Annotated in this window: 23 protein-coding genes; all 23 read left to right on the forward strand. The window is 45.6% G+C overall.

Translation table 11 applies throughout. The annotated features are described in order from the left end of the window. Positions 1-5: 5 nt before the first annotated feature. Entirely contained in the window at positions 6-785 is a 780-nt protein-coding gene (codY, locus tag KNQ02_RS03750) for a GTP-sensing pleiotropic transcriptional regulator CodY (protein WP_029330822.1), read from the forward strand. A gap of 244 nt (positions 786-1,029) precedes the next feature. Then, positions 1,030-1,392 (forward strand): flagellar basal body rod protein FlgB, encoded by a 363-nt coding sequence (gene flgB / locus KNQ02_RS03755; protein WP_088837369.1) that lies wholly within the window; start codon positions 1,030-1,032, stop codon positions 1,390-1,392. A 2-nt stretch (positions 1,393-1,394) separates the two neighbouring features. Further along, the gene (gene flgC / locus KNQ02_RS03760; protein ID WP_029330818.1) at positions 1,395-1,793 is read left to right on the forward strand and encodes a flagellar basal body rod protein FlgC; all 399 of its coding nucleotides are present in this window, start codon (positions 1,395-1,397) and stop codon (positions 1,791-1,793) included. A gap of 15 nt (positions 1,794-1,808) precedes the next feature. Next, positions 1,809-2,099 (forward strand): flagellar hook-basal body complex protein FliE, encoded by a 291-nt coding sequence (gene fliE, locus KNQ02_RS03765; protein WP_088837367.1) that lies wholly within the window; start codon positions 1,809-1,811, stop codon positions 2,097-2,099. Positions 2,100-2,127: 28 nt separating this feature from the next. Continuing rightward, positions 2,128-3,696 carry a flagellar basal-body MS-ring/collar protein FliF gene (gene fliF, locus KNQ02_RS03770; RefSeq protein WP_088837366.1) on the forward strand — a complete coding sequence of 523 codons (1,569 nt, stop codon included), beginning with the start codon at positions 2,128-2,130 and terminating at the stop codon, positions 3,694-3,696. A 4-nt stretch (positions 3,697-3,700) separates the two neighbouring features. Then, a complete protein-coding gene (gene fliG / locus KNQ02_RS03775; protein ID WP_029330812.1) occupies positions 3,701-4,708 on the forward strand; it encodes a flagellar motor switch protein FliG in 1,008 nt (335 codons plus the stop codon). Further along, entirely contained in the window at positions 4,692-5,417 is a 726-nt protein-coding gene (locus KNQ02_RS03780; protein WP_204251400.1) for a FliH/SctL family protein, read from the forward strand. Before fliG ends, KNQ02_RS03780 begins: the two co-directional genes overlap by 17 nt. Next, complete coding sequence (fliI, locus tag KNQ02_RS03785; RefSeq protein ID WP_088837364.1) at positions 5,410-6,723, forward strand: flagellar protein export ATPase FliI; 1,314 nt, start codon at positions 5,410-5,412, stop codon at positions 6,721-6,723. Before KNQ02_RS03780 ends, fliI begins: the two co-directional genes overlap by 8 nt. Positions 6,724-6,735: 12 nt before the next feature. Continuing rightward, positions 6,736-7,170 carry a flagellar export protein FliJ gene (locus tag KNQ02_RS03790; protein ID WP_088837363.1) on the forward strand — a complete coding sequence of 145 codons (435 nt, stop codon included), beginning with the start codon at positions 6,736-6,738 and terminating at the stop codon, positions 7,168-7,170. Between the two features lie 35 nt (positions 7,171-7,205). Then, the gene (locus KNQ02_RS03795) at positions 7,206-7,724 is read left to right on the forward strand and encodes a MotE family protein (protein ID WP_239456732.1); all 519 of its coding nucleotides are present in this window, start codon (positions 7,206-7,208) and stop codon (positions 7,722-7,724) included. A 15-nt stretch (positions 7,725-7,739) separates the two neighbouring features. Next, a complete protein-coding gene (locus KNQ02_RS03800; RefSeq protein WP_214807324.1) occupies positions 7,740-8,846 on the forward strand; it encodes a flagellar hook-length control protein FliK in 1,107 nt (368 codons plus the stop codon). After that, positions 8,839-9,306, forward strand: a complete 468-nt coding sequence (locus KNQ02_RS03805; protein WP_029330801.1) for a flagellar hook capping FlgD N-terminal domain-containing protein — start codon at positions 8,839-8,841, stop codon at positions 9,304-9,306. Before KNQ02_RS03800 ends, KNQ02_RS03805 begins: the two co-directional genes overlap by 8 nt. After that, positions 9,306-10,202, forward strand: a complete 897-nt coding sequence (flgG, locus tag KNQ02_RS03810) for a flagellar basal body rod protein FlgG (RefSeq protein WP_088837360.1) — start codon at positions 9,306-9,308, stop codon at positions 10,200-10,202. The genes KNQ02_RS03805 and flgG overlap by 1 nt, the downstream gene beginning before the upstream one ends. Further along, positions 10,199-10,435: a flagellar FlbD family protein gene (locus tag KNQ02_RS03815; RefSeq protein ID WP_088837359.1), complete on the forward strand. Its 237-nt coding sequence runs from the start codon at positions 10,199-10,201 to the stop codon at positions 10,433-10,435. The genes flgG and KNQ02_RS03815 overlap by 4 nt, the downstream gene beginning before the upstream one ends. Next, positions 10,410-10,859, forward strand: a complete 450-nt coding sequence (locus KNQ02_RS03820; RefSeq protein WP_029330792.1) for a flagellar basal body-associated FliL family protein — start codon at positions 10,410-10,412, stop codon at positions 10,857-10,859. The genes KNQ02_RS03815 and KNQ02_RS03820 overlap by 26 nt, the downstream gene beginning before the upstream one ends. Before the next feature lie 9 nt (positions 10,860-10,868). Further along, on the forward strand, positions 10,869-11,852 hold the full coding sequence (gene fliM / locus KNQ02_RS03825) for a flagellar motor switch protein FliM (protein WP_088837358.1): 984 nt from the start codon (positions 10,869-10,871) through the stop codon (positions 11,850-11,852). A 1-nt stretch (position 11,853) separates the two neighbouring features. After that, positions 11,854-13,020 (forward strand): flagellar motor switch phosphatase FliY, encoded by a 1,167-nt coding sequence (fliY, locus tag KNQ02_RS03830; protein WP_214807325.1) that lies wholly within the window; start codon positions 11,854-11,856, stop codon positions 13,018-13,020. A 12-nt stretch (positions 13,021-13,032) separates the two neighbouring features. Continuing rightward, positions 13,033-13,398 carry a response regulator gene (locus KNQ02_RS03835; protein ID WP_029330789.1) on the forward strand — a complete coding sequence of 122 codons (366 nt, stop codon included), beginning with the start codon at positions 13,033-13,035 and terminating at the stop codon, positions 13,396-13,398. A gap of 65 nt (positions 13,399-13,463) precedes the next feature. Then, the gene (locus KNQ02_RS03840) at positions 13,464-13,886 is read left to right on the forward strand and encodes a flagellar biosynthetic protein FliO (RefSeq protein WP_239456731.1); all 423 of its coding nucleotides are present in this window, start codon (positions 13,464-13,466) and stop codon (positions 13,884-13,886) included. Next, the gene (gene fliP / locus KNQ02_RS03845; protein ID WP_029330785.1) at positions 13,883-14,551 is read left to right on the forward strand and encodes a flagellar type III secretion system pore protein FliP; all 669 of its coding nucleotides are present in this window, start codon (positions 13,883-13,885) and stop codon (positions 14,549-14,551) included. Before KNQ02_RS03840 ends, fliP begins: the two co-directional genes overlap by 4 nt. An 11-nt stretch (positions 14,552-14,562) precedes the next feature. Further along, positions 14,563-14,835, forward strand: coding sequence for a flagellar biosynthesis protein FliQ (gene fliQ, locus KNQ02_RS03850; protein WP_012370733.1), 273 nt, complete (start codon positions 14,563-14,565; stop codon positions 14,833-14,835). Further along, a complete protein-coding gene (gene fliR / locus KNQ02_RS03855; protein WP_029330783.1) occupies positions 14,832-15,599 on the forward strand; it encodes a flagellar biosynthetic protein FliR in 768 nt (255 codons plus the stop codon). Before fliQ ends, fliR begins: the two co-directional genes overlap by 4 nt. Before the next feature lies 1 nt (position 15,600). After that, positions 15,601-16,692 (forward strand): flagellar biosynthesis protein FlhB, encoded by a 1,092-nt coding sequence (flhB, locus tag KNQ02_RS03860; protein ID WP_029330781.1) that lies wholly within the window; start codon positions 15,601-15,603, stop codon positions 16,690-16,692. Positions 16,693-16,701: the final 9 nt, after the last annotated feature.

Here is a 16,701-nt window from a genome sequence, read left to right on the forward strand (position 1 = left end):
AAATCATGAATTTATTGGCAAAAACACGAAAGCTTAATACGATGTTACAACAGGAAGCTAGTACACATGTAGACTTTAAAATTATGGCGGAACGGTTAAGTGAAGTCATGGAGTCGAATACATTCATCGTTAGCCGCCGTGGGAAATTACTCGGTATTGCCATCAAGCAACAAATTGAGAATGCACGAATCCGTGGATTCCTCGAAGAACGTCAATTCCCAGAAGACTACACAAAACGTTTATTTAACGTCATGGAAACGACAGCGAATATTACGATTGATAGTGAACATACGGCATTCCCGATTGATAATCGTGATACGTTCGAATCATCTAAAACAACAATCGTTCCAATCATCGGAGGCGGCGAACGCTTAGGGACACTCGTCCTCGGACGAATGGTCGATGATTTCGACGAAGAAGATCTCGTCCTAGCTGAATATGGAGCGACGGTAGTCGGTATGGAGATTCTTCGAGAGAAGGCACATGAAGCTGAGGATAAAGCGCGTAAAAAAGCTGTCGTCCAAATGGCAATCAACTCGTTATCATATTCAGAGCTTGAAGCAATCGAGCATATTTTTGAAGAACTCGACGGCAATGAAGGATTACTCGTCGCATCAAAAATTGCAGACCGTGTCGGGATTACACGTTCCGTCATCGTCAATGCACTGCGCAAGCTTGAAAGTGCGGGTGTCATCGAATCGCGTTCACTCGGTATGAAAGGGACGTATATCAAAATCTTAAACGATAATTTCCTCTATGAATTAGAACGGATTAAATCAAACTAAACAACGAAAACTGGAATCGATCAAGAAGACCTAGTAAATACTAGGTCTTCTTTTCTTATATAGGTATTATTTATCATTTTTATAAGAAAAGGTAATAAAAAACAGGAATTTAACATCTCATTACCCTGATTTTCAAAAAAGTTCTTTCCAAACATTGACCTATTTGTTTCAATTATTTCAGAAGTGTTACTAATGATTACAAAAAAACTAAATACTCGATATAAAATCAAGTGGAGGTTAAGGGATGAATTGGTTAGGCTCAGATTATTCACTCATGACACAAGCCGTCGATCGGACGGTTGCAGCTCAAAAAGTAATCTCAACGAATATTGCGAATGTGGATACACCCGGATACAAAGCAAAACGCCTCGTTTTTGGTGATGTATTGAATTCAGAGATGAAAATGAGTTTACAACGACATGCGACGATTAATACTTCAGGAACGGTCGTCGAACAAAGCACATCGATGCGAAATGATGGAAATGGCGTCGATATTGACCTTGAGATGTCTGAATTATCACGCAATCAAATTGAATATGAAGCGCTAGTCGAACAATTGAATCGTAAATTCTCTGGCATTCAATCTGTTATTCGAGGAGGGCGATAAAGATGACGATGTTCTCAGGATTTCATACATCCGCTACAGGATTAACAGCGCAGCGGCTCCGACTCGATACGGTATCAGCAAACATCGCCAATGCTCAAACGACACGAGGCGAACTCGTGAATGGAGAATGGCAACCGTATGCACGAAAATTAGCCGTATTAAAAGAAACAGGTAACGGCGTCACAGTCAGTGAAATCCGGAAGGATCAAGAGCCGTTTAAATTAGAGTACAATCCAAACCACCCAGATGCAGACGAACTTGGCTATGTAAAAATGCCGAACGTGGATTTATTGAAGGAAATGGTCGATATGATGGGCGCGACCCGCTCGTATGAAGCAAACGTCACGGCGCTGAATGCGACAAAGGCGATGTTAGTAAAAGCGATGGAAATCGGTAAATAACGAGGAGATGACATCATGGCAATTCAACCTATTCAAGGGATGCAACAAATGGTCTTACCATCACAATCAGTCGCTAAGGCGTCCCCAGGAGATTTTAGCGATGTGCTAAGCCAAGCTATTAACGGCTTGAACGACGCGCAACAAGCATCCTCACAAGCACGTGTGGACCTTGCGACAGGGAAGACAACAGATCTACATAACATCATGATTAAAACAGAAGAAGCATCGCTTTCTATGCAACTCGCCATTGAAGTCCGGAATAAGGGGATTGAGGCATACCAAGAAATGATGCGTATGCAACTGTGACTGCTAAGGAAAGCGTGGGAGATGTTTGATGAACGAACGGCTAAAGGCGCGTTTTAGCGCAATCAACACGACATGGAACGAATGGTCACTCACAAAAAAGGCGACCATCATCGGTATTACCTTAATCATTTTATCGGCTCTTATTGCTGCCATCATTTGGTTGTCGACACCGACAATGACGCCCTTGTATTCAAAACTATCACCGCAAGAGGCTGGACAAGTCACTGAAAAATTAAATGAAGATGGCGTTCGTTCGGAAGTTGTGACAGCTTCAGACGGAGTGACGATTCTTGTGCCGGAGGCGAATGCGGAAAATTTGAAAGTAGAGTTGGCTACTGCTGGCATACCGAAGTCCGGTCAAATCGATTATTCATTCTTCAGTGAAAATGCCGGATTTGGTACGACTGACAAGGAAATGAATATTTTAGAGCGCGATACGATGCAGACTGAACTTGAGAACTTGATTACTCAAGTAAACGGGATTGATGCAGCGAAGGTAATGATTACACTTCCTGAAAAAAGCGTCTTTTTATCAGACGCCGAAGAGACGTCAACCGTATCGGTTGTGTTAACGTCAAGCGCTGGGAGTGATTTGAATCAACAGACTGTACAAGGTCTTTACCACTTAATCGCAAAAAGTATTCCTAATTTGAAAGAAGAAAATATTACAATCATGGATCAGTACTTTACGTACTACGAACCGGGCCAGGGAACACAGACGGCTGGGGGCGCAGATCCGATGCAATTAAAGAAAACAACGGAAAATGATTTACGAAAACAAATCCAGCAAATGTTATCCGTCGTTCTCGGACCACAAAAAGCGCTCGTGTCAGTCACGGCAGACGTCGATGTCACACAGCGCCAAGAAGAACAAAAACTAGTCGAACCCGTTGACCCTGATAAAATCGAGGGGATTGTAACTTCGGCAGAAAAGGTTGCCGAAGCCTACACGGGTGCAGCGAATGAAGGAACAGCCGGTACTGGTGAAAATGAGACCATCAACTTCCCGGCCGGTACAGGAACGACAGGTGATACGAGTGAGAAAACGCACGATATCATCAATTATGAAGTAAACCGGATTACGAAACAGATTACGGGAGCACCTTATGAAATACGTGATTTAGGTATTCAAGTCATCGTTGAACCACCAAAAGGTCAAGCTCAAATCGATCCGCAACTTCAAACGGACCTTCAAACGATGCTCTACTCGATTATTCGGACGTCCATCACGAAAACGGATGCAAAAGCGACGTTGACGGATGCCGAATTGACGAACAAGGTCGTCGTCATGTCCCGACCGTTCGCTGAAACACCAACACAAAAAGCGACGACTACAGTCACGCCGATGTGGGTTTGGTTCGCGCTTGGTGCAGCAGCACTGATCGTCATCGGCGCCATCTTCATGATGATGCGACGACGTCGTACGACGGAAGTCGAAGAGTTAGAAGAATGGACACCAATCGAAACAGAGATTCCAGAACTATCGACAGAAGATACGAGTGGCGGAGCAGTCAAACGGAAACAGCTTGAAAAATTAGCATCCTCAAATCCAGATGAATTTGCGAAGTTATTACGCACATGGTTAGCGGAGGATTGATGAGATGAAGAAACTAGATATGAATAGTCGTGAGAAAGCAGCGATCTTGATGATTTCGTTAGGTCCAGAAGTGGCGGCGAACGTCTACAAACATTTGACTGAAGAAGAAATGGAATGGTTGACACTCCAAATTTCGAGCATGAAACGAATTGATCCTGAAGAAAAACTAGAAGTACTCGAAGAATTTCATGAGTTGGCAACGGCGCAAAACTACATTACGCAAGGTGGTATCGGCTTTGCGAAAAATGTGCTTGAAAAAGCATTAGGTGAAGAAAAAGCGATGGAATTGATTCATCGATTAACTTCGACCTTGCAAGTCCGGCCGTTCGAGTTTGCCCGTAAAGCAGATCCGAAGCAATTACTGAACTTCATTCAAAACGAACATCCACAGACGATTGCACTCGTCTTGGCACATCTCGACCCGGGAAAGTCCGGTCAGATTCTTTCGGAGCTTCCAGCTGAGGCGCAATCGGATGTAGCACGACGAATTGCAACGATGGACCGAATGAACCCGGAAATCATCAGCGAAGTCGAACAGATTCTTGAGCGGAACTTATCTCAAGCCGGTATGCAAGATTATGCGCAGTCTGGTGGTATCGAGGCAGTCGTTCAAGTATTGAACGGTGTCGATCGGACGACGGAACGGACAATCCTCGATACGCTCGAAATTCAGGATCCGGAACTCGCCGAAGAAATCAAAAAACGAATGTTTGTCTTCGAAGATATTGTCACACTCGATGCACGAGCAATCCAACGAATCATCCGCGAAGTTTCAAACGAAGATTTGTTGCTTGCGCTTAAAGTCTCGTCGGACGATGTCAAAGAAATGGTGTACCGAAACATGTCTCAGCGAATGGTCGAATCGTTCAAAGAAGATATGGAATTCATGGGACCCGTCAGATTGCGCGATGTCGAAGAAGCTCAAAGCCGAATCGTCGGAATCATTCGTCGCCTAGAGGATATGGGTGAAATCGTCGTCGCACGTGGTGGAGGAGATGATATCGTTGTCTAACGTCATTAAACGACAAATTGTCATCGAAGGTCATCAGCGCACAATTCTTCATCAAGAAGAGCGAGCGATTGAACTGGATGCCGAGCCGAGTATTTCTTATGAGGCGTTGATGGCAAAAGGTCAAAATGAGCTCGACGAGCAACTTCAGCTGATGCGTCAACAAGAAGAAGCGCGTCGACAGGCTTTTGAACAGGAACGTGAAATGGCTTTACAGGAAGCGAAGGAACAAGGCTATCAAGCGGGTTATGAGCGAGGGCAGCAAGACGGACTAGACGCTTATGCACGAAAACTCGAGGAAACGAATCAATTTGCAATGCGTCTTGAGCAGATGCAGACGGACCGCTTGTTAGCGATGGAAGATGAATTATGTGCATTGTCACTGCAAGTGACCCATCATTTTTTAGAAAAATTACATGATACAGATGAGGAAGCACTCTATCAATCGATTCACCAATTGATTATTCAGTTCCGTGACCGTGAAAAGATCATTGTTTACACGTCTGCAGAAGATTTTGAACGGGTTGTATTACTGGATGAACGTCTACATACGATTTTAGGTGGTGCTGCGACAATCAGCTTACGAATTGATCCGGAACTCGCGCCTCGCGATTTCCGTATCGATTCAGAAAATGGAGCGATTACGGGCGGGCTTACTTCTAGTTATGAGGCATTGATTAACCAGGTGACTGAGGTGCTACAAGATGTATAACGTGAAGCAGTTGCAAGCGGCCGTTCGAGATATTCGGACGGATGACTTAGTCCGGCATTCCGGTAAAGTCGTGCAAGTAATCGGTTTAATGATTGAATCACGAGGACCGACGGCAGTCGCAATCGGGGAACGGTGTTTGATTCAACTGCACCGAGGTCAAGAAATCGAAGCAGAGGTTGTCGGCTTCCGAGAAGGGCACGTCTTATTGATGCCTTACGGTGAAACGACGGCAATTGCACCAGGATCAATCGTCATCGCAACAGGAAAACCACTTCACGTACCCGTCGGTGAGGAACTGATCGGGAAAGTATTAGATGGATTAGGTCGAGCACTTGATGGTGAGGAGTTGACTCACCTCCGGACAACATCAATCGTGCGAAAACCACCGAGTCCACTTGAACGACCACGTATCAATGAAGTGTTGTCGACAGGTATCCGCGCCATTGATGGTCTGTTGACAGTCGGTCAAGGGCAACGCGTCGGTTTGTTTGCCGGGTCTGGTGTCGGGAAATCAACACTGCTCGGAATGATTGCAAAACGTTCGACTGCTGACATCAATGTGATCGCCTTGATTGGAGAGCGAGGGCGGGAAGTGAAAGAGTTCATCGAAGCGGAGTTGGGCGAAGAAGGGATGAAGCGTTCCATCATCGTCGTCGCGACGAGTGACCAACCACCGCTTGTCCGTTTAAAAGGAGCCTATACGGCGACAGCAATCGCAGAATACTTTCGGGATCAAGGTAAGAATGTCGTCTTGATGATGGACTCCGTTACGCGGTTCGCGATGGCGCAACGTGAAATCGGTCTAGCGACAGGAGAACCGCCTGCTTCAAAAGGATACACGCCGAGTGTATTCGCTCTACTACCTCAGTTACTCGAACGAAGCGGAAAGACGACAGCCGGGTCGATTACAGCTTTTTATACCGTACTCGTCGATGGAGACGACATGAACGAACCGATTGCGGATGCAGTCCGCGGGATTTTAGATGGTCACTTTGTCCTTGATCGAAGTTTGGCGAACAAAGGGCAGTATCCGGCGATTCATGTTTTACGTTCGATTAGCCGGGTTATGAATCAAATCACATCGACGGAACATAAAGACAGTGCGATCGTCTTTCGGCAATTGCTCTCGACATACTTAGATGCAGAAGACTTGATCAATATCGGTGCATATAAAAGTGGGACAAACCCTGAAATCGATCGTGCCGTCGAAAAATATCCGGAATTAATCGGCTTTTTGAAGCAACGTGTTGAAGAAGGAAGTCAATTTGAAGAAGCCATGAACCGTTTAATCACGACGATTCGCTAAGGAGGAAAAGGCATGAAAACAATATATGAGCGAATCATTCCTTTAGCCGAGGCGGAGAAAGATCGTGTATCGAAACAAACGGCTGAAAAAAAGAAACGCTACGAAATTGAAGTCGAAAAGTTGTATCACCTGCTCGTTCGTTACGAAACATTTTTGAAGGCACAAAATGAGACGGGTACCGTCGAATTACTCGCTTCTCAATACCGTGAACGTGCGCGTGACGTCGTCAAACAGCAAATCGAACGTCAACAATTATATGTCACTCAAGCAAAAAATCAGTATGAACGCGCACAAGTCGATTTAAAAGAAGCGATGATTGAGGAAAAGAAGTTCACGCGTCTTCAGGCGAATCAACTAGAAGAAGCACGGCAAATCAATGCACTACTCGAACAAAATCAATTAGATGAACTGGCACTGTTACAGTTTGGAAGAGGGCGGACATCATAAGTAATTCAAAATCATCGAAACAATGGATTTTACCGTTGTTGATCATTCCCTTGATCTTAATCTTAGGTACAGCCTATCTCGTGCTCAATTATGCTAACGGTCGTCCGATGCTTGCACTCCCGTTTTCGACAGAGGAAACGTCGAAACAAACGACGGGAACGCCTGGTAAGGAAACGTCTGATTTAGAAAATCGATTAAAAATAGCGAATCAAGAAATTAAAAAATTGCGAAATGAAGCGACGGAACAAGCGGATACCCTCAAAGTGAAAGAACAAGAGATTACGCGATTAATCGCGGAGCGCGATCAATTAAAACAAACGCCTTTCCCGGATAAAACAACCGAGGAAGACAAGAAGACAACAAAAACGGCAAGTGTGACCGATGTTTATGCAGAGATGTCGCCTAAGGAAGCAGCGACAATCTTAAATGAACTCAGTCCGACAGAGGTCGTTCCTATCATCGAGACTATCGATGCGGAACAACAAGCAGCCATCATCGCAAAGATGGATGCGAAAAAGGCTGCGGCATTGACGCAACTACTCGCGACGAAATAGAGGTGAGCGAACACGATGAATTTGACAGATGTGCAACAAAATCAAACAGTCAAAGGTACGTCGAAATCAGTCGGCCAAAGTGCTCCTTCGGCTGAAGGCATGGGGAGCTTTGCTTCTTTGCTACAACTGTTCACGACGCCAGAACCGAGTCTTCTTCCTGAGAACACCGTCCCTAGCACGACGATGCCACAATCAAATGAAGGTCAGCTGGTGAAGATGCTAACAGCACAACCCGAGCAAGCCTTGCTTTTACTGGATCATCCGCAACTAGAAGCACTAGAGCAGGATCCAAAAGGAATGACGGAGCTCGTACAACTCGTAAAAACAATCCAAGAAGGAGATGCGGAACAAGCGACGGCGATGTTGCAACAATTACCGGCGTCCGTCGGTCAATTGATTACGGCGACAATCGTGTCTATTCTTGGTGTTACAAAACCGGTAGCAGGTCAACAGCAACCAGTAGCAGATACGCCCGTCGGAAAAGGTGTTAAGACAGCGGAAGGTGAATTGAAGACGGGGAGGGTCGTGCAGACGGTTCTTCCGGTGACACGACAAGTCGCCCTGGCTCAAACCTTACCGGCTTCGATGAAGTTAGGCGAAGGCTTGACGCGTAGCGAGCCGTTGAAAGGAACAGTTGATTCGGAAGGGACGGCGTTACCGCTCGCCTTTTCTTCGACGCTGTTTGTGAAAAGCGATCGTACCGTTACGATGCCTTCCCTCATTCCGCAAAGTAATGTCGATGAACAATTGGCAAAACGAATCGAAGCAGCACTCCAGCAAGCCCCGTTCTTAAAAGGAGCAGACGGTTCGACACGAATGTCGATTCGTTTATACCCAGAACAGCTAGGTGAAGTCGTCGTTCAACTCGAGCGCAAAGAAGGTGTGTTGACAGTGAAGTTGTTTGCGGGCACTGAGCAGGCGAAACAACTGATTGAGCAACAGCTAGGTAAATTACAAGGTTCGCTGCAACATCAAGCACCGCTCGTTAAAATCGAGACGGGATTACTGGCCTCGACCGTAAAAGAGTTTGATACATCGACACCACAAGAGCGGCAAGAGACAGCGCAAGAGGAACAACCGAAACCTCAAGATGAGGAGTTAGAGGAGGAAGAAGATGACTGATTCCATTAATGCGGCATCGTCCTACCAGTTGCCGGATAAAACGACAGCTGTGCCGAATAATTCGATGGACAAAGACATGTTCATGAAAATCTTGATTGCCCAGTTATCGAATCAAGATCCGACTGCACCGATGGAAGATAAAGAGTTCATCTCACAGATGGCACAATTTTCTTCCCTTGAACAAATGCAAGCGATTGGAAAAGGAATGGACACGATGGTCTTGAATCAACATGCGAATTCCTTGCTGACATACAGTAATTTAATCGGGAAATCAGTTAGTTACGAAACAGATGGAACGGTTGAGGATGCGACGGGAACGGCGACGGGCGCGACGGTCAAGGAGACAGCGAATGTCATAAGCGTCAAGCGAGACGGAATTGACGTCATCGCGGAACTCTCGAACGGGAAGCAAGTCAGTGTCTATGAATTAACGGAGATTAAAACAAAGGAGGAAAAATAATGTTACGTTCAATGTATTCAGGAATCAGTGGGTTAAAGAACTTCCAGACAAAGCTTGACGTCGTCGGGAATAACATCGCAAACGTCAATACGTTCGGTTACAAAAAAGGGCGGGTTACCTTTAAAGATCTCGTTAACCAATCAGTCGGTTCAGCTTCAGGAGCAGGTGGCGGTGTCGGTGGTACAAACCCGAAACAAGTCGGACTCGGGGCATCGATGTCGACGGTCGATAACGTCTACAACCAAGGCGCACTTCAAAACACGGGACGAACACTCGATGTCGGGATTTCAGGCGAAGGGTTCTATCAAGTGCTTACAGCAGATGGCGTTCGTTACTCGCGTTCAGGAAACTTTTACACGGACTTGCAAGGGAATATCGTCACGGGAGACGGGAACTACCTCGTCGGACTATCTGATCCGCCACCAGCGAATCCAGGACAGCCACCAGCGAACCAAGCAAACTTACCGGCAAACCAGTACGATGCACAAGGACAAATTACGACAAAAGTGAATGATGGCTACATGAAACTCCAAATTCCGACTGGCGCGCAGAACTTAGCAATCGGAAAAGATGGATTGGTCACATTCGTTGATGCGACAGGTGCGTTGCAACGCGTCGGTTACGTCTCGATGGCAAACTTTGCGAACCCGGGTGGACTTGAAAAATCAGGGGTGAACCTCTTTTCAGCCTCACAGAACTCAGGGATTCCAGCAACAGGGACGCCAAGCACGAACGGACTTGGGCAACTGACGTCTGGGACGCTCGAAATGTCGAACGTCGACTTATCGGAAGAGTTTACGGAAATGATTATCGCGCAACGTGGATTCCAGGCAAATACACGGATTATTACGACATCCGACCAAATCTTAGAAGAACTCGTTAACTTGAAACGATGATTACACTGACGACGTTACGTCAAGCACCGCTCGTATTGAATGCTATATTAATCGAATCGATTCGATCGACACCAGATACGACGATTCAACTCGTTGGAGGGCAGACATACATCGTCAAAGAATCGTTAGAAGAGGTAAAAGCGGCAACAATCGATTTTTACCGACAAGTCGGACTAGCGGGCTTGAACAGCATTAGGAGGCTCGAAGATGGCAGAAGAAAAGAAGAAGAGTAAGTTAAAAATACCGTTGATCATGGTTATCGTGGCCCTCATGATGATCGGCGCAGGGTATATGCTCACGAAGTATTGGTTAGTCGGAGATGAAACGGAAGCAAAAGTTGAACAACCGACAGGTGCCGAGCTCGAAGAACGAAGTTTTCAAACAGATGACTTGACGACGAACATCGCAGACGAACGGTTTTTGAATGTTCAGTTTACGATTGTCACGGATGATGTGAAAACGAAGGAAGAGTTAGAACTACGTAAGTTTCAAATCAACAACATCATTCTTGGTGATTTAGCATCGATGAAAAAGCAGGACTTGGATTCAAAACAAGATATGGCAAAGCTTGAAGAAAAATTACGTGGTCAATTCAAAAAACTTCTTCAAGAAGGCGATGTTCAACGCGTCTATACGACGAAAAAAATCATCCAGTGAGGTGGCAGCATGAGCGAAGTATTATCACAACATGAAATTGACGCCTTGCTATCAGCCATTTCGAGCGGAGATATGGAAGTCGAGGAGATACGAAGTCAAGAAGAGGAACGGCGTGTCAAAGTGTATGATTTCAAACGGGCACTTCGTTTCTCAAAAGATCAAATGCGGAACTTGACTCGAATTCATGAGCAATTCGCACGTGTACTGACAACACACTTTTCAGCGCAGCTGAGAACGTACGTCCAGTTCACGGTCAATACGGTCGAACAGTTGCCATACGATGAATTCATCCATTCCATTCCGAACATGACCTTAATCAATCTAGTTAACCTGAAACCGCTTGATGGTAAAGTTATCTTTGAAGTCAACCCGAACATCGCCTATGCAATGCTCGATCGTCTCCTCGGTGGTCCTGGCGAAGGGATGAATAAGATTGAAAATTTGACTGAAATCGAGACACGCATTTTGACACAATTGTTTAAGCGGGCATTCGTACAATATGGCGAAGCTTGGGAGTCAATCACAGAACTAGAAGCAGAGTATGACGATTTAGAAATCAATCCGCAATTCCTTCAACTCGTTTCGCCGAATGAGACGGTAATCCTCGTCTCGATTTATGTGACGGTTGGAGAAGTCAGTGGGACGCTCAATGTCTGTCTTCCGTTCGTCACACTCGAACCGATCATTCCGAAGCTATCGAGTCATTTTTGGATGCAACAAGAAAAACGTAAAGCGGTCGATAACCAAGAATCTGAACAGATGCAAACTCAGTTGATGGGGTCAATCGTCGATTTAAAAGCTGTGCTCGGCCAAACGGAATTGTCGTTTGGAGAATTGTTACACCTCGAGGTAGGCGACTGCCTGTCCCTGAAGACACGTACATCCGACCCGGTTGAATTGTTTGTTGATGATCGGAAAATGTTCAAAGCGCGACCTGGTCTGAATGGGAAGCATCTCGCTTTACAAGTCATACAACGAATTGAGGAGGAATAACATGAGCGATATGCTTTCGCAAGATGAAATCGATGCGTTATTACGCGGGACCCCGTCGGATGATGAGCCGACTGATACAAGTTCGGATGATGGATTAGAAGAATTAGACGAGATGGAAATTGATGCCTTAGGTGAAGTAGGGAATATTTCACTCGGGAATTCAGCAACAGCGTTATCTGCATTACTCAACCAAAAGGTCGAGATCACGACGCCACATGTGCGGATGATCACGATGGACGAATTACGCAGTCGCTATCCGATTCCGCACGTTGCTTTGCGCGTCGGGTACACAGAAGGCTTCAAAGGTGAAAACGTCTTAATCTTGACGCAACGTGACGCATCTGTCATCGCGAACTTGATGATGGGCGGCGACGGGATGGTCGAGGAAGACCATGAAATGGAGCCAATCGCCCTTTCTGCCGTTCAAGAAGCGATGAACCAAATGATGGGAGCAGCGGCGACGTCGATGTCAACGGTCTTCTCGATGCGAATCGATATTTCGCCACCAGCCGTTGAAATTTTCGACTTTTCGCAAGAGAAAAGTATTGTCGACAGCTTTTCTTTATGGGAAAGCATGGTCATCATCGAATTCGATTTAAAAATCGGGACGTTGATCGATTCGAAAATCGTTCAGCTTGCACCACTCGAATTTTCAAAGCAGTTGATTCAGAAATTATTCAGCGCAAGTACGACGACGACTGAAGAAGCAAAAGGTGCGACGCATGAACCGGTTCAACCGTCGCCACAAGTAGCACCGCAACAAACGCAACAAACGCAACAAACGCAACAAACGCAACAAATGCCACAGCAGGAACAACGTTATGAAACGCCTGTTGCACCGAAGAAGGAACCGGTAGGTGTCAGCCCGGTCCAGTTTGGTCAATTTGAAGAAGTGCAACAAGAAGGCGTACCGGGTAACATCGGGATGTTGTATGATGTACCACTGAATGTAACCGTCGAACTTGGCAGAACACGTCGCTCTGTACGCGACATATTGGAATTGACACAAGGTTCAATCATCGAACTCGATAAGTTGGCTGGAGAGCCGGTTGATGTTTTTGTCAACAATACATTGATTGCGACAGGTGAAGTCGTAGTCATTGAAGAAAACTTTGGAGTACGAATTACAGAAATCGTAAATACAAAAGAACGTCTTCGGATGTTCTAAGGAGGAAATAAGATGAGTGCAAAAGTATTGATCGTAGATGATGCAGCTTTCATGCGAATGATGATTAAGGAAATTTTATCGAAGAATGGATATGACGTCGTCGGTGAAGCAGAAAATGGTCGCGAAGCCGTAGCGAAATACAAAGAATTAACACCGGATCTCGTAACGCTCGATATCACGATGCCAGAAATGGACGGCATTTCAGCACTAAAAGAAATCAAAGCCTTTAACCCAGCAGCAAAAGTCATCATGTGTTCGGCAATGGGACAACAGTCGATGGTTATCGATGCGATTCAAGCCGGTGCAAAAGACTTCATCGTTAAACCGTTCCAAGCAGACCGTGTGCTTGAAGCCGTTTCGAAAACTGTTTCGTCATGAAAAGACTGACCTTTTTGACCTGTCTCCTGTTGTTTCTGCTCTCAGCACAAGTTGGGGCAGAAACAGTGGAAGAGAATTTGAATCCATCTAAGAAGAGTGAACCAACAACTCAACAGGTCGATGGGTCGTCGACGATTGTGACGGTCATTAAAGTCATCGTCACGCTCGTGGTCTTAATCGGGGGATTTCTCCTGGCTGTCCGATTGATCAATGATCGGACGCGAGGTGTCCGCCAATCCAATCAACTTTCCCATCTCGGAGGTGTGCCGCTCGGAAAAGATCGATCGGTGCAACTCGTACGCGTCCACGATAAAGTTTACGTCGTCGGTGTCGGGCAAAACATTGAGCTACTCGACACGCTCGAAGCGGATACGGAATGGTCGACTGAAGAGATGCATGATATGAAACAGTCGACGAGCGAATCGCCTTTCTTGGAGTCGTTCAAGCAACAACTTGATCAATTCCAGAAGAAACGAGGTCGTTCATGACAACGATTGAAAGTCTGATTTCTTTAGACACACCATCAGGAACAGCGACATCAGTTAAGTTACTTGTCTTGTTGACATTATTATCCTTAGCACCCTCGTTATTGATTTTGATGACATGTTTTACGCGCGTTGTCGTCGTCTTATCCTTTGTACGTTCGGCGCTCGGGACGCAACAGACACCACCGAACCAGTTGCTAGTCGGTCTTGCCTTATTCATTACATTATTCGTCATGTCACCGGTGCTGACGGAACTCAACACGACGGCACTTCAACCATACATGGGTGAAAAAATTAGTCAGGACGAAGCGTTTGATCGAGCAGGTGGAACGATGAAACGTTTTATGTCAAAACATACACGTACCAATGACTTAGAATTATTTTTGAAGTATGGAAATTACGATAAGCCGGAAAAAGTCGAAGACATCCCGCTTGTCGCGTTAGTTCCTGCTTATGCCATCAGTGAGTTGAAAACGGCTTTTCAGATTGGGTTCATGATTTTCATTCCATTTCTCGTCATCGACATGGTCGTCTCAAGTGTGTTGATGTCGATGGGGATGATGATGTTACCGCCTGTCATGATTGCTTTACCGTTTAAATTATTACTATTCATCCTCGTCGATGGTTGGCATTTAATTGTCGAGTCATTGCTTGTCAGCATGAAGTAGGGAGGAACGATATGACGCAGGAAATGATTATTCAACTAGCGAGTTCGGCCGTCTGGACCTTGTTAAAGGTATCGGCACCGCTCTTGCTCGTCTCACTCGTTGTTGGTCTGCTCGTCAGTATTTTACAAGCGACGACACAAATTCAAGAGCAGACCCTCTCGTTCGTCCCGAAAATCGTTGCTGTATTTTTAGCACTCGTCTTTTTCGGACCATGGATCATGGAAGAATTAAAAACGTTTACGATTGAAATCTTTAAACAGATTGCTGAGGTTTCAAGGAAATGACGTTATTGTCTTTTGTCAGCGTATTTTTACTCGTATTTGGTCGCATCGTCGGATTTTTGGTCGCGGCACCGTTGTTTTCATCAAAACAACTGCCGGCCCAACATAAATTAGCATTAGCTGCCGGTCTTGCCTATTTTGCGAGCTATGCCGTCAAAACGACCGTTGAAGTCGATGATTTCAATTTTTTCTTTCGGATGGGTACGGAAGTCATTGTTGGATTATCGCTTGGCTTGTTAGCTAGCTTCCTTTTATTTGCCCCACAAATCGCCGGTTCCATCATCGATTTACAGATGGGACTCGCAATGGCATCAGCTTATGATCCGATGTTCGGTGGTCAATCACCAATCATTGGCCGGTTTTATTACATGTTGACACTACTCGTGTTACTTGCCTCTGACATGCATTTGATTTTACTCGATGGCATTTACACCAGTTTTCAAATCTTTCCACCCGGCAGTTCGATTGCAGTTTCAGGCGAGGCGGGTATGAGTCTTGTCGTTCGAGTCGTCGGTCTGGCGATGTTAACGGCACTTCAAATGGCGATGCCGCTCATCGTGTCCTTGTTCCTGGTCGATCTTGCACTTGGATTTTTAGCAAAGACAGCACCGCAATTCAATATTTTTGCGATTGGTTTTTCAGTCAAATTACTAATGGGCTATGCGATTTTATTTTTACTTGCCGGTTCGACGATTACCGGGATTTCAAAGTTCATTCCGCTACTGCAAGACGTTTTAGCGGATGCCATTCGATTACTGGGAGGTTGAGATGAATACATATCGTTTAAAACTCGACCTCCAGTACTTCGCTGGTGAAAAAACAGAGAAAGCCTCACCGCGTAAGCGGGATGATTCAAGAAAAAAAGGGCAAGTCGCAAAATCCGCTGATTTAACGAGTAGTTTAATGTTATTCGCGATGTTCCTCGTCTTGTTTTTCTTTGGACCGTTTCTCGGCAAACGTTTCGTCTTGGTTTTAGAAAATGGATTGAGTGCAAGGACCGTCCTTGTTGCAGTAGAGGAAGGGCGTGTCGAGCAGATATTAATTGAGATGTTAGGGCAAATGGCGATTCTCGTCGCCCCGTTTTTTTTAACGGCTGTCACCATCGGGATTTTAGGAAACTTCGTCCAGATTGGTGCTTTACTCAGTGCAGAATCGATTCAACCAAAGTTAGATCGAATCAATCCACTCCAAGGGGTCAAGCGCATCGTCAGTATGAAAGCACTGATCGAATTTTTAAAGTCTGTTTTTAAGTTACTTGTCATCGGAATGACGAGCGGGACGATCTTATGGAACAACAAGGTCGAAATCTCACGCTTGACGTCTGAGCCGATTGGAGATGCGTTAGCCATCATTGGTCATTTGACCTTTTTACTGGGTCTCTCGGTCAGCATCGCGTTGATTGCACTTGCCGTTTTAGACTTTGCCTATCAAAAGTTTGATTTTGAAAAATCGATTCGGATGAGTAAACAGGACTTAAAAGACGAACATAAGAACACGGAGGGTGACCCTCAAATCAAAGGTAAAATCAAACAGCAACAACGGGAGATGGCGATGCGGCGGATGATGCAAGAAATACCGAATGCAGACGTCGTCATTACGAACCCGACCCACTATGCAGTTGCCATTCAATACGATGATGGAAAACACGCGGCACCAATCGTCGTCGCAAAAGGTGTGGATGCTGTCGCATTCCGTATTCGGGAGAAGGCGACAGCAGCTGACATCCCAATCATCGAAAATCGTCCGCTCGCGCGGGCCTTGTTCGCAAAATCAGAGATAGGTATGGCAGTGGATGAATCATTTTATCAGGCACTCGCTGAAACACTCGCCTTTGTCTACCAAATGAAACAAGCAAAATGAAAGGATGAA

The sequence above is a fragment of the Exiguobacterium sp. s102 genome, from assembly GCF_018618635.1.
Lineage (GTDB): Bacteria > Bacillota > Bacilli > Exiguobacteriales > Exiguobacteriaceae > Exiguobacterium_A > Exiguobacterium_A oxidotolerans.

Coding starts and splice junctions, on each gene's coding strand:
- fliF (WP_088837366.1), top strand. CDS start 2,128: ATGAACGAACGGCTAAAGGCGCGTTTTAGCGCAATCAACACGACATGG.
- flgG (WP_088837360.1), top strand. CDS start 9,306: ATGTTACGTTCAATGTATTCAGGAATCAGTGGGTTAAAGAACTTCCAG.
- KNQ02_RS03780 (WP_204251400.1), top strand. CDS start 4,692: ATGATATCGTTGTCTAACGTCATTAAACGACAAATTGTCATCGAAGGT.
- KNQ02_RS03800 (WP_214807324.1), top strand. CDS start 7,740: ATGAATTTGACAGATGTGCAACAAAATCAAACAGTCAAAGGTACGTCG.
- KNQ02_RS03815 (WP_088837359.1), top strand. CDS start 10,199: ATGATTACACTGACGACGTTACGTCAAGCACCGCTCGTATTGAATGCT.
- KNQ02_RS03805 (WP_029330801.1), top strand. CDS start 8,839: ATGACTGATTCCATTAATGCGGCATCGTCCTACCAGTTGCCGGATAAA.
- fliG (WP_029330812.1), top strand. CDS start 3,701: ATGAAGAAACTAGATATGAATAGTCGTGAGAAAGCAGCGATCTTGATG.
- fliI (WP_088837364.1), top strand. CDS start 5,410: ATGTATAACGTGAAGCAGTTGCAAGCGGCCGTTCGAGATATTCGGACG.
- codY (WP_029330822.1), top strand. CDS start 6: ATGAATTTATTGGCAAAAACACGAAAGCTTAATACGATGTTACAACAG.
- KNQ02_RS03790 (WP_088837363.1), top strand. CDS start 6,736: ATGAAAACAATATATGAGCGAATCATTCCTTTAGCCGAGGCGGAGAAA.
- fliR (WP_029330783.1), top strand. CDS start 14,832: ATGACGTTATTGTCTTTTGTCAGCGTATTTTTACTCGTATTTGGTCGC.
- fliP (WP_029330785.1), top strand. CDS start 13,883: ATGACAACGATTGAAAGTCTGATTTCTTTAGACACACCATCAGGAACA.
- KNQ02_RS03820 (WP_029330792.1), top strand. CDS start 10,410: ATGGCAGAAGAAAAGAAGAAGAGTAAGTTAAAAATACCGTTGATCATG.
- KNQ02_RS03835 (WP_029330789.1), top strand. CDS start 13,033: ATGAGTGCAAAAGTATTGATCGTAGATGATGCAGCTTTCATGCGAATG.
- flgB (WP_088837369.1), top strand. CDS start 1,030: ATGAATTGGTTAGGCTCAGATTATTCACTCATGACACAAGCCGTCGAT.
- flgC (WP_029330818.1), top strand. CDS start 1,395: ATGACGATGTTCTCAGGATTTCATACATCCGCTACAGGATTAACAGCG.
- fliQ (WP_012370733.1), top strand. CDS start 14,563: ATGACGCAGGAAATGATTATTCAACTAGCGAGTTCGGCCGTCTGGACC.
- fliY (WP_214807325.1), top strand. CDS start 11,854: ATGAGCGATATGCTTTCGCAAGATGAAATCGATGCGTTATTACGCGGG.
- flhB (WP_029330781.1), top strand. CDS start 15,601: ATGAATACATATCGTTTAAAACTCGACCTCCAGTACTTCGCTGGTGAA.
- fliE (WP_088837367.1), top strand. CDS start 1,809: ATGGCAATTCAACCTATTCAAGGGATGCAACAAATGGTCTTACCATCA.
- fliM (WP_088837358.1), top strand. CDS start 10,869: ATGAGCGAAGTATTATCACAACATGAAATTGACGCCTTGCTATCAGCC.